We start from the raw sequence: 11,861 nt of genomic DNA, 5'->3' as shown, positions 1-11,861 counted from the left end.
CCAATTCTCCTTGAGCGCATCGATCCCTTCGATTGGAGGTCGTTGCTTCTCCGCGTAACTCCGCAACCTTGACCCTCCGCGTTCTCTCTCCTCTGTCCTTATCTCGCCTTTGCTACCCTGCTCCCATGCCGGCCCACCAAGCGCCCGCCCATCTCGATACCGACGCCATCACCAAACTGCTCCGCGCCGACATCGAGATCGCGCACCGCGCCCTCGACGCCTTCCTCGCCGAACCGGCCAACATCCGCCGCATCGCCGAAGCCGCCGCGATGATCGCCGACTGCTTCCGCTCCGGCAACAAACTCCTCGCGATCGGAAACGGCGGCAGCTGCGCCGACGCGGCACACCTCTGCGAAGAACTCTCGGGTCGTTTTCGCGACGATCGACCGTCTCTTCCCGCCATCGCCTGCAACGACGCCGGCCACATCACCTGCACCGCGAACGACTACGGCTTCGAATCCATCTTCTCGCGCTGGGTCGAGGGATTGGCCCGGTCCGGTGACGTGCTGATCGCGCTCTCGACCAGCGGCAATTCTGCCAACGTCGTCAAAGCGATCGAAGTCGCCACATCCCGCGGCATCAAGACCATCGCGCTCCTGGGAAAAGGCGGCGGCAAACTCGCCGGCCGCTGCGATCTCGAATGGATCGTCAATGGTCCCGATGCACTCCACGCCGACCGCATCCAGGAGATCCACATGGTCGTGCTGCACAGCCTTGTGCGGGCAATTGAATTGCGAATGTTCGGAAACCAAGAGTCCTGAGTCGGATTCCCTCAGTCCTGTGTCCTGCGTCGCGCGCAGCTGATTGCCAATTCTCGACTCAGGACGTCATGACTCAGGACGCAGGACCTTCACTCACGCCGGCCTGATCCCGCGATAGAGCTGCTGCACGCGCTCCGCTTCTTGCTTCCGCACCATATCCAGCACCGCCTTCGGAATGCGGACGTTCTTGTCTTCCTTCGTCACGTTCGAGCAGTGCTCCGCCATGCAGCGGTACAGAAACTTGAACGCGTCTCGCGGCTGGTGCATCTGGTCGAGCGCATCCACCAGGTCCCCACGCGTCACTTCTTCGCTGAACAGATCGAGCAGCGAAATCGGTGTCGCGCCCGGCTGCAGGCACGCGTGCAATCGGCTCGTGCAGAGGTCGTAGAGCATCGCGCCGGTCCAGCTCAACCGATCCACCATGTTCTGCTTGTCGAGCCGCGCCTCCTGAAAGAAAGCCGCGGATTCTTTGTAGAGCGCGTAGCGAAGCTCGACCGGCAGCAGCATCTTCACGCCCACGCCGTCCTGCTGCAGGAACTTGTTGTTCAGCATCGGCCACACCACCGCGCGCATGCGGTCGTAGTCGCCGCTGATCAGCGTCGGCTCGTCCACGCGATCGATGATGATCACGATGCCCGCGTAGCCCAGCGCCTTCAGCACATTCCGCAACCGATCGAACAACCGGTAACGCACCTCATCCGAATCGCCCGCCGGGATGTTGTCCTCATCCCGCAGCACCGGGTCGAGCTGCGCCAGCGAACGCGCGTACGACCGATCCCCGCGCGAAAGCACCCGCACCTGCTTCCGCACGCGCTTCCCCGCAAGGTTGAACGCGATGCGATCCCAGATCGCCGCCTTGCCGATCAGAATCAGCCAGAGCCCGATCAGCGCGAGAAACGCGTACAGCGGCACGCCCGGCCCGATCTCTCCCGGCGTCATCTTGTACCAGTACACGACCGCCGCGGCAGGAATCCACCCGAGCCACGCCGCCGCCTGCCAGAGCCTGCGACCCAAGGGCTTCCAGATTCCCAGTTTCTTCCGCAGTTGCGTCGTGCGTAGGTCCGCCTGCTCAGGTCGGTCGTAGAGCGCTTGCAGCAGCAGCAGATCGCGCCGCTGGCCTTCATCGAGCCGGCGGATCGATTTCCGCGCATCTTCTTTGAGCAGACCTTCGGGGTCGCCCTTCCCCAGCACCGCATCCACCAGCCGCGGCACGAACCCCGCCATCAACGCATCGAGGTGATCCACCAGCCGAATTCGCTGGAAGCTCTCCAGCGGCGATTTCCCGTTCATCCGCGCGTGAAACCGGTCGAGCACGCCATTCAAATCGTCGTACGCCAGCAGCAGGACGCGCTTCTCCACGCCCGGCCCGACATTGAACAAGTCGATCGCCTTGGTGATCTGCAGACGGATCGCGGTCTTGCCGCTGCCCTTCTCGCCAAACACAATCGCCGTCGCCGGTCGCGCGAGATCGCCCAGAATCTTCTCAAAGTCGCTGTGAAAAGTGCCCGTGACCGTCGGCAGCATCAGCGAGACCGTGCTCTGCGACAGCGAGCTGGGGTTCGGAATGGTTCCCGGCGGCGGTGTGTTCCCCGTCGAAGAGAGCGGCGGAGCGCTCGGCGGCGAGGTCATCTTCGCGAACACCGCGTCGTTGCGCGCTTCTTCCCCCCGAAACGGATTCTCCGCCAGTCCGAATCGAGATAGAAGTTCGTTGAGTGTCATAAGAAGGCGCTTGGCACGAGGCACTTGGCACGAGTGAAATGCTGAGCAGCAGCGGGTATCCGCGTTTGAATGAACAGTTTCAGAATCGCCTTTCGAACTTTGGGCCTTGCACTAGTGCCAAGTGCCTAATGCCTAGTGCCTCTCTCCTCAATGCTCCACCCGATGCCCCAGCTTCGGACCGATCTCGGCGAGCATCTTGTCCAGCGTCTTCTTGTCTTTCGCTTCGAGGTTCAGGCGAAGCAGCGGCTCGGTGTTGCTCTTGCGGATGTTTGCCCACCAGCCTCCGTGGTCACCCTTGTTGTTGAAGCAATCGATCGTCACGCCGTCGAGTTCATCGATCGCGCCCTGATATTCCGAGGCCGGACCGTAGAACTCCTTCACCGCCGCGATCGCGCCGTCCTTGTCCTCGATGCTGAAGTTGATCTCGCCGCTCTGCGAATACCGCGCGATCGGCTTGATGAGTTCCGAAAGCCCCTTGCTCGAGTGCGCGAGCACCGTGAGGATCGTGCACATCGCGATCGCGCCGCTGTCAGCGCAGAAGTTGTCGCGGAAGTAGAAGTGCCCCGAAAGTTCTCCGCCGAAGATCGCGCCGCTCTCCGCGAGCGCCTGCTTCATGAACACGTGGCCGACGCGCCCGCGCACCGGCTTCCCGCCGTGCTTGGTGATTTCTTCCGCGACGGCCTTGGTCGAACGCAGGTCGTACGCGATCGCGCTCCCCGGCTCCTTCTCGAGGAAGTGCTTTGCGAGCAGCGCCGTCAGCAGATCGCACCCCACGATCCTGCCCTTTTCGTCCACGGCCATGCACCGGTCCGCGTCGCCGTCGTAGCAGAAGCCCGCGTCCGCCTTGTGCTTGAGCACCGCATCCTGCGTCCACTTCATGTTCGCCGCGACCAGCGGATTCGGCTCGTGCACAAACGTGTTCTTCGTGTTCTCGAAGTTGATCGGGATGATCTCGAGCCCCGCAATCGCACCGAGCGGGCTCTCCTTCCCGAACACCTTGGGGATCATCGTCCCCGCCATCCCGTTGCTCGCGTCGATCACGATCTTGAGCTTCTTTCCTTTGATGTCGAGGAAAGAACGCACGTGCTTGTTGTACGCCTGCCACAGATCGCGCTGCTCCACGCGCCCGTGCGCCGGAACCATCGTCGCCTTGTCCACCATCGCCGCCTGCTTGCGGATCTCGCCCAGACCCGTCGCCTCGCCCACCGGCTTTGCCTTGCGCTTGCTGACCTTGAACCCGTTGTAGTTCGGCGGGTTGTGGCTCGCCGTCACCATGATCCCGCCCGCGCAGTCGAGGTGATTCACCGCAAAGTAGATCATGCTCGTATCGATCATCCCGATGTCGATCACGTTCCCGCCCTGATCCGAAATCCCCTTGATCAGCGCCTTCGCCAGCCCCGGGCTGCTCGCACGCATGTCGCGCCCGACCACGATGTTCTTCATCATCGGGCTCGTTTCGCCGCCCGCCGCGGCATCGCTCAACAGGTATTTGCTTGCCCCGTACCCGATCTGCCACGCCAAGCTCTCGTTCAGCAAATCCGGATAAGTCCCTCGAACGTCGTAGGCCTTGAAAATCCGTCCCAGCATGAATGCATTTCTCCCGCGGCACGCGCGCCGATCGCAGCCCGCACCCGCCAAGCGTAGCGGAGTCCGCACCCATATTTTCTCCGAACGAATCGGCAATTCGTCGGAGGAGACTCTTCAAAAGAACACCGGCGTGCTCGTCGCACGCCGGTGAAATACTCGAGATCTTCAGCGCGTCTAGTTGATCCGCTTTTCCGGGCCGGTCGCTCCGGTCTGGGTGCCGATCTGCTTCGACTGGTCAAAGCCGAACGCCTCGGGCGCGAGGTACATGCCTCGATCCGCCGGCGCCTTTTCAGTCTCGACGGGAATCCGGTGATACTGGGCAAACGCATCGTTGCGCGTGCCGGTCACCTGCCAAGAGACCTTCATCCCCGGCTTGCCGCCGCCGATCTTGAACTGGTTGTCCTTCACTTCCTCCGCGATGTACACCTGCGCGTACCCGCCGACGCACGTGAGCTGGTAGTGATGATCGACGTTGAGCGCGCCGAAATACGCGGGCAGTTTCACGACCGCCGCGCCGTCCTCGCCGATGACCGCCGTGCCGGTGTACACGTTCATCATGTCCGGCGACTCGACGAAAGAGTGATACAGGTACTTGTTCGCCGGGTCGAGCGGGTGATCGATCTTGAACGAACCGCCGCCCTTGCTCAGCGTGCCGGTGACCGTCACGTTCCCCGAGAAGAACCCGGCCGTGCCGCTCGTGGATTGCGCGTACAGGCCCGTTCCCTGGTTGTTGAAGAACGCGCCCCCGGCCACGCCAGCCGCCGAAGCGTCGCCGCGCACGCCCGCCGGAACGCCCGATCCGCCGCCGTTGCCGCCAGCCGTCGAAACGCCGTACACGCCCGCGCCGTTCGTGGTGCCCGCTTCGCCGCGCACGCCCGCCGAGAGGCCCACGCCGCGCACGCCGTACGAGAACGATCCGGTCGCTTGCCCGTACACGCCCACGCCGCTCGATCCGTTGCTCGTCCCGTAGAGCGCCGGCGTGCTGCTCGACGTGTTGTTGACCTGGAAGTACCCGGCATTTCCCGTTCCGATGGTGTGCGCTTCCACCGCTTCACCCGCGTTGTTCGCGTTGGTGATCTCGAAGAGCGCGTTGTCGCCAAGCCCCGTGTGCAGACACCGCAGCGCCTGGCTTGTTGAGTTTCCGTTCGACTGGATCTCCACCGCGTTGGCCGCATTCGACGAATTCGTCACCGTGAACAGCCCCGCCCGACCGAGCCCCGAGTTGCCCGCGTCAATGGTGTTGCCCGTATTGGCGGAATTGGACATGTCGGCGCGAACACCCGCGCCAGACGTCGCAGAAGTATTCGACGCGACAAGCCCCGAGCCTCCGTTGCCCGAGCTTGACAAATACGCCGCGTACGCGCCCGCCGCGCTCGTGTACGACGCCAGCCCGTTGCCGTCGTTGGTATCAAGAATCATGACGGGCTGGAAGAAGATTCCGGCCGTATTACCGCTGGGGCCGGTGCTCGTGAGTTTCATCACGTACGCCGTGTTGCTCGAATTCGTGTTCGTAAATGTCAGCAGCCCATTGGTGATGCTGCTACTCTCCGTCACCGGCAGCTTCAGCGCCTGCGCATACGGCGCGGCCGTCGCCTCCGTCCGGGGCAGAATGGTCGTGTACGCGCCGACCGAAACTCCCGGCCGCACTCTCACCTCGATCCACCTCTCCTCGCCATCGTACTGTGCGCCGAAGTCCGGATTCACGGTGAACACACCGTTCGAAACCGTGATGTCGTTGAAAGTCTGAGTCAGTCCTTGCTGCGATCCTCCGACCGACGCATTGAACATCAAGAGCTGAACGTCATACGTTCCATTCGCGGGTGCTCCACCGTCCGTGAGTCGACCCTGGTACGGGAAATTCGTCCCCACGATGCCCGCCATCGCAGACAGCGGAACAACACCCAATGCAGCGGCCGCCAAAAGGCTTCGAACGACACTTCTCATTTGAAATCCCTCCAAAGTACGAGCCACAAACCGCGCCGACTCAAGCCCGCGCGCCCAACGGTTACACCCTGTTCAGGCTATCAGGCGATCATTCGAACTCCAAGCAGTTCTGCTCTCCAGGCCGCATCGCGGTTAAACGCTTAAAAATACACAACTTGTGGAAGGCTGCTTCCCGGGAAAAGCCAAGACCCCTTCGGAGAGGCCGTCTCCGGAGGGGTCTTGGCAGATTGTCACTGATGAATCCGAACCTTCGCGCTCAGTTCGCGCCCGCGGCAGCCTTCAGCTGCCGAACGGCCTCGTCATGCAGGCTTGCCGGAATGCCGAGCTGCTTCTCCACCGGCTGGCCGTACTCCTTCGGGTGCAGGTAGAGTCCCTTGTCCGAAGCCTTCTTCTCGACTTCCGGCACAATGCGGTGATACTGGGCGTACGGATCGTTACGGGTGCCCGTCACCAGCCAGCTCACCTTCATCCCCGGCTTGCCGCCGGCGATCTTGAACTGGTTGTGGCTCACCTCTTCCGCGATGTACACCGGAGCGCTGCCGCCCACGCAGGTCAGCTGGTAGCGGTAGTCGACGTTCAGCGCCTCGAAGTAACCCGGGAGCTGCACGGTCGCCTCGCCCTGTTCGTTCAGCTTCACAATGCCGTCGTACATGTTCATCATGTTCGGCGCTTCGACGAACGAATGGTACAGAAACTTGTTCGCCGGGTCCAGCGGGTGATCGATCTGGAACGATCCGCCGCCCTTGCTGAGCGTCCCGGTGATCTGCACATCGCCCGAGAAGAAGCCGGCCTTGCCGCTGCCGCCCGACGACTGTCCGTAGATGGCGTTGCCGAAGTTATTGAAGCCCGCGACGCCGCTCGTGCCCGCGCCGTTGCCGTCGCCGCGTACGCCCGTCGAAACGCTGCCGCCGCCGCCGCCGGTCGAGCCCCACACGCCCGCGCCGCCCGTCGCGCCCGAGTAGCCGAACACGCCCGCCGTGACGCCCTTGCCGTACACGCCGATGCCGAATCCACCGGTCGATTCACCCTTGATCGCGACGCCGTTGTCCTGGCTCGCGTTCGGGATGCTGTCGCCCGTCGCGATGTTCTTGGCGTACAGCGTGGGAAGCGTCGCCGCGGAGTTGGAACTGTTGAAGTATCCCGCCCGCCCCGTGCCCGCGTTGTTGACCTCGAGCACGTTGGTCGATGCCGCGTTGTTGAAGTTTGTCAGCAGCGCCGCCCGGCCCATGCCCACCGTCTGCACCTCCAGGGCGTTCGAAGGGTTGGTTGCATTGGTGATATTGAGCGTCGAGACCTGCCCCGACGTTCCGCTGTTGATCCCCACGATCCCGCGCCCGCCGTTCCCGCTCTGAACCGCGTAAATCGCGTACGCGCTGTTCGCGCTCGTCAGCGCAAAGATCCCGTTTCCGTTGTTCGTGTCCGCCGAAAGCACGGGGTTGAAGAATCCGACCGGGAAACTGCCGCTCGCGGCGCCGCTGGTCAACTTCAAGACGTGCGCCGTAGACGACGTGCTCGTGTTCGTAAACGTCAATAGCCCGGAGGAGGCGCTCCCGGTCTCGCTCACCGGCAGCCGAAGGCCCAGCGCGTACGGAGCGGAATCGATCGGCGTCCGCGGCGAGATCGTCGTATACGCCCCGACCGACACGCCCGGCCGCACCCGAAGCTCGATCCATCGGGCATTGCTGTCAAACTGCGATCCGAAGTCCAATTCCGCCGTGAAAACGCCGTTCGAAACCACCTGGTCGTTCAGCGTGATCGTGGACCCCACCTGCGAGCCGCCTACCGAGGCGTCAAATAAGCGAACCTCGATGTCATACGCGCCGCTCGCGGGCGCCCCCCCGTCGGTCAGCCGTCCCTGGTATGTGAACGCCGTCCCTTGCGGCGCCGCAAGCGCATTCGAAAGGAACACCGGGGCCGCGCACACCGCGGCAGAAATCAAGAGTTTTCGGATCGCACGGTTCATGGCAAAGCTCCCTTGTGAACGGTTTGCACGTGTGTGATTCGCGCGATCAAAAGCGCCGCGCCACCTGTTCGTGCGTCGTCCGCAGTCGAAAAGGCTAACCAACGGACCCGTTTTTTCGGAGCCTTTCTGTTGTCGTGCAACCGCTTCGGCCCTGCGGATTTGCGTGCTCGCACTCCCAAAGGGGGCCCGTCGCCTTCAAACTCCCCGTCCGCGTGCTCACCCGCGCACTTCTCGGACCTCCTCCGCCCTTCCTATTCAATGGTGGTCAAGCGCACGCCCTTGGGCAGTGCCGCCAAGAACTGCTTCCCATACCCCGACCGCACCAATCTCGGATCCAGCACCACCACGCGCCCGTGATCTTCCGCGCTCCGGATCAATCGACCAAAGCCCTGCTTGAACCGGATGATCGCCCGCGGCAATGAATCCTCTCCAAACGAGTTCCCCCCGCGCGATTCGATCAATTCGTGCCGCGCCTGCGTCAACGGCCGATCCGGCGGATCGAACGGCAATTTCGTGATGATCACGTTCCGCAGCCCCCGCCCGCGCACATCCACGCCCTGCCAGAAACTCGCCGCGCCCAGCAGCACGCTCCGCTCATCCTTCCGAAACTGCTCGAGCATCGCCGTCCGCGATCCATCAACCGTCTGCGCCATCACCGGGTGCCCGAGCATCCCCAGCGGCTCGCGCACGATCTTCGCCACCGCCCGCAGCATCGCCAAACTCGTAAACAGCACGAACGTGCCCCCGTCCGTCTCTTTCACGTGATGAATCACACGTCGCGCCACGTGCGCCGCATCGTCCGCCCCCGCCCGCCGCGCCCCCATTCCAGCGCGCCGCGCTCCCACCTGCGAAAACTCGTCCGCATCCGGAGCCGTGAGATCGACAATCAACTCCACCTGCTTCGCGTAATCGAACGGGCTCCCGACCTGCATCGTTCGCGCGCCCTCCGCACCCAATCTCCTCATCGCGTGCGCGAACGCGTCCTGCTTCTGCACAAATCGCGGCGGGGCGGCTTCCTCTCTCGCCTCCGCCTCTTCCGATTCCGGCACAAACCGCCGCTCCGTCACTTTCACATCCGCCGCCTTCGCCGCTTCCACAGTCTTCGTCGCCAGCGTCGCGCTCGTCATCACTACGCTGAAATCACCCGAAAAAAGCCGCTCTTTCAACAGCGGCCCGACATCCACCGGCGCGCACGCCAGCGAAACTTTCTGGAACCCGCCCCCTCCCCAGTCCTCATCCCCGCTCGATTCCACCCAGTACGCGCACCCCGGCTGACTCTGATCGACCAGCACGTTCGCATCATCCGCGATCATGCGCGCCCGTTCCGCATATCCATTCAACTCAAACCGGTCCGCGTCCGTCTTCACAAGTTCCTTCAGCGTGTTCAGCCGCTGCGCGAGTTCCGTGCACGCGCCGCTCAGCGAATTCTCGATCGCTCCCGCCCGCCGGATCCGTCCTCCCGATCCCGCGCCAAATACTCCCGATTCCCCCTCCGGCCGCGCCGCCCGCAGCACTTGCTCAAAGAAACCGCGGCACACCTCCTGCGCCCGAATCGCAAGCTGCATTGCCCGCTCCACCGCGCTCGCATCATTCGCATACATCAGCAGATTCGGAAGATACCCCTTCCCCGTCCGCGGATGACACAGCGTCGTGAGCAGGTGCATCACCCGCCCCTCCGACAACGTCCTTCCGAAATGCTCGCTCGCAACATCCTCAACGTTGTGCGCTTCATCGAGCACGACGTGGTGATACCTGGGCAAAAACCCGACATCCTGCACCCGCAGCGCCAGATCCGAAAAGAACAACGCATGATTGCAGATGAGCAGGTTCGCGCCGTCCAGTTCCGCCCGCGCACTCTGATAAAAACACCGATCGAACGTGGGGCACTTCCGCCCCATGCAATTCCCGCTGTCCGATTGCACCTTGTCCCACACGCCCATCCGCTCGAGCGCCGGCAGCGTGCTCAGCGTCCCGTCCAGCGTCTCCCGCGCCCAATCCTCGATCACGTGCAGGCTCCGCCTCGCCGCGGCATCCGCAAACAACTTCTCCTGCCGCTCGCTCGCCTGCCGGAGCCTTCGAATGCTCACATAGTTCCCGCGCCCCTTCACAAGCACCGGTTTGATCCGCAGCTTCTTTTCTCCCCCTCCCTCCGGGAGGGGGTGGGGGGTGGGCGCCGTCTTCTTCTCTCCGTCTCTCCGTCTCTCCGTCTCTTCTTCTCTTCTTCTCTCCGCCCCTTCCATCAGTTCCACCAGCAGCGGCACATCCTTCTGGATCAACTGCTCCTGCAGCGAGATCGTGTTCGTCGCGATGACGACCGTCTCGCCACGCAGGCACCGCAGCATCGCGGGCACGAGATACGCAAAGCTCTTCCCGACTCCCGTCCCCGCCTCGGCCAGCAAGTGCGTCCGTTCCGCCATCGCGCGCCCGACCGCGCTCGCCATCTCCACCTGCTGCCCGCGCGGCTCATACCCCGCGCCGAACACGCCGGCGATCGGCCCCTCCTTCTCAAAGATCGCCCGAACTTCCTCGATCATCGCGCACAGTCTACGAGTCGCAACGGCCTGCTCGCAGGTGAATTCACTTTTGACGGATTTCGCGCACTGCTGCAAAACAGCACGCCTCGAAGCGGCGCAGCTTCCGTGAATCGTGTTTCCCCAATAGGATTCTGAGCAGTGCACCGCCCCGCCGCCTCACCCACGATCAAGCGCAACTGGACCAAACGGGTCATCGGGGCGCTGATTTGCTTCGGGCTTCCGGCGGCATTCGCCGCATCGCTGATTCGGGGTGTTGCAGCTTTGAACCCCGCGTGGTTCGCCGGAGCGTGGTGGCTCTCACTCGCCGGCGTGATCGCCGGGCTCAACATCTACCTTGGGATCGTTCGTCCGTGGATCTTTCGCATTCGAAATGGGTCGTTCGACGGGTTCAAGTGGACCTCGTCCTTGCCCGTGTTGGGAACGCTCAGCCTTATCCCGGCGGTGTTCCAAGGTTGGGGGCACCCGGAACAGCAGCGCTCGGTTTGATTCTCAGCTTGGTGGACTTCGGAGGTTTGCCGTGGTTTGCGATAATGACACGGAGCGATAGATCGCTGTGGGATCAACCCCAGAAACACTGGTCGGCGAGTTCCAGCCAAAAGATCTGACGCGATTCAATCGGAGCGTGGAACGGAACTTGCACTCTGCCTTCGCAGTCCGGAGGACTGCCGTTCAGTAGCCGGGGCGTGGAGCGAGCCGTTTCGGCGAGCGACACCCCCGGTCATGCGACCAAACGACATCGCACCCCGGAGGGGTGCCGGTACTTCGTTTCGTCGCTCTCCGTTTTGCCAAGTGCCCGTTCTCCAGAGGAATTTGGTACCCTCCGCACTCGCTCAAGTGCCGGAGATGATTCATGGCGAGCATTTCAATCAAGACAGTCCTGTCAGCGATGAAAGAACACCCTTTGGTAGAAACTCACCGAGGTGCGAGCGAGCACGAGATAAAGTATTTTCGAAAGATCGCGAACCGACCGCTCCCGGTCAGCTACAAGACATTTCTCTCTGAGATTGGCTTCGCGTATCTCGGCTCCGACATCCTCTACGGACTCGGCCCCGACGCGACGCGCGCAACGTCCGTGCTTGAAAACATGGTCTTTGAGAGCGTGAATGCCGAGCCTCCCATGCGTTCGACTTTGATCCCCGTCATGGGCGATGGTGCGGGGAATCACTTCTGTTTGGATACAGCCGCGATCAAGGACGGCGACTGTCCCGTCGTATTCTGGGATCACGAGCATTCCCGGGGCATGATGCAACGCCCAGAACGAGTCTCCGTTCGGTTCGCCGTCTGGCTGCAAAGACAATTGAAGCAGCTTTCAGACTGAATGCTTTTGTCAAAGGAGTCCGCCGCCATCAGGAC

8 protein-coding genes are annotated in these 11,861 nt (G+C 62.7%); 3 read left to right on the top strand and 5 right to left on the bottom strand.

The annotated features are described in order from the left end of the window. Positions 1–125 precede the first annotated feature (125 nt). A complete protein-coding gene (locus KF691_13905) occupies positions 126–761 on the top strand; it encodes an SIS domain-containing protein (GenBank protein ID MBX3390539.1) in 636 nt (211 codons plus the stop codon). 93 nt (positions 762–854) lie between these two features. Here the strand turns inward: KF691_13905 and KF691_13900 are convergent, their stop codons facing one another. From KF691_13900 to KF691_13880, 5 genes are all read right to left on the bottom strand, one after another. Further along, positions 855–2,504, bottom strand: a complete 1,650-nt coding sequence (locus tag KF691_13900) for a hypothetical protein (GenBank protein MBX3390538.1) — start codon at positions 2,502–2,504, stop codon at positions 855–857. 123 nt (positions 2,505–2,627) lie between these two features. Continuing rightward, positions 2,628–4,067, bottom strand: coding sequence for a phosphomannomutase/phosphoglucomutase (locus KF691_13895; protein ID MBX3390537.1), 1,440 nt, complete (start codon positions 4,065–4,067; stop codon positions 2,628–2,630). 174 nt (positions 4,068–4,241) lie between these two features. Next, positions 4,242–5,948 (bottom strand): hypothetical protein, encoded by a 1,707-nt coding sequence (locus tag KF691_13890; GenBank protein MBX3390536.1) that lies wholly within the window; start codon positions 5,946–5,948, stop codon positions 4,242–4,244. A gap of 319 nt (positions 5,949–6,267) precedes the next feature. Beyond that, positions 6,268–7,974, bottom strand: a complete 1,707-nt coding sequence (locus KF691_13885; GenBank protein ID MBX3390535.1) for a hypothetical protein — start codon at positions 7,972–7,974, stop codon at positions 6,268–6,270. 251 nt (positions 7,975–8,225) lie between these two features. Beyond that, positions 8,226–10,508 (bottom strand): hypothetical protein, encoded by a 2,283-nt coding sequence (locus tag KF691_13880; protein ID MBX3390534.1) that lies wholly within the window; start codon positions 10,506–10,508, stop codon positions 8,226–8,228. A 138-nt stretch (positions 10,509–10,646) separates the two neighbouring features. Here KF691_13880 and KF691_13875 point away from each other — a divergent pair, with 138 nt between their 5' ends. Together KF691_13875 and KF691_13870 are read left to right on the top strand one after the other, a co-directional pair. Then, positions 10,647–10,994 carry a hypothetical protein gene (locus KF691_13875; GenBank protein ID MBX3390533.1) on the top strand — a complete coding sequence of 116 codons (348 nt, stop codon included), beginning with the start codon at positions 10,647–10,649 and terminating at the stop codon, positions 10,992–10,994. Positions 10,995–11,358: 364 nt separating this feature from the next. Beyond that, positions 11,359–11,826 (top strand): SMI1/KNR4 family protein, encoded by a 468-nt coding sequence (locus KF691_13870; GenBank protein ID MBX3390532.1) that lies wholly within the window; start codon positions 11,359–11,361, stop codon positions 11,824–11,826. Positions 11,827–11,861: the final 35 nt, after the last annotated feature.

The organism is Phycisphaeraceae bacterium, from assembly GCA_019636555.1.
Lineage (GTDB): Bacteria > Planctomycetota > Phycisphaerae > Phycisphaerales > UBA1924 > JAFEBO01.
The sequence above is the reverse complement of the archived record's forward strand: the minus strand, read 5'-3'. Positions and strand labels throughout refer to the sequence as shown.

Excerpts from the sequence above, each read along its gene's own strand:
- KF691_13905 (MBX3390539.1), top strand. The coding sequence starts at position 126 with ATGCCGGCCCACCAAGCGCCCGCCCATCTCGATACCGACGCCATCACC.
- KF691_13895 (MBX3390537.1), bottom strand. The coding sequence starts at position 4,067 with ATGCTGGGACGGATTTTCAAGGCCTACGACGTTCGAGGGACTTATCCG.
- KF691_13880 (MBX3390534.1), bottom strand. The coding sequence starts at position 10,508 with ATGATCGAGGAAGTTCGGGCGATCTTTGAGAAGGAGGGGCCGATCGCC.
- KF691_13885 (MBX3390535.1), bottom strand. The coding sequence starts at position 7,974 with ATGAACCGTGCGATCCGAAAACTCTTGATTTCTGCCGCGGTGTGCGCG.
- KF691_13890 (MBX3390536.1), bottom strand. The coding sequence starts at position 5,948 with ATGGCGGGCATCGTGGGGACGAATTTCCCGTACCAGGGTCGACTCACG.
- KF691_13870 (MBX3390532.1), top strand. The coding sequence starts at position 11,359 with ATGGCGAGCATTTCAATCAAGACAGTCCTGTCAGCGATGAAAGAACAC.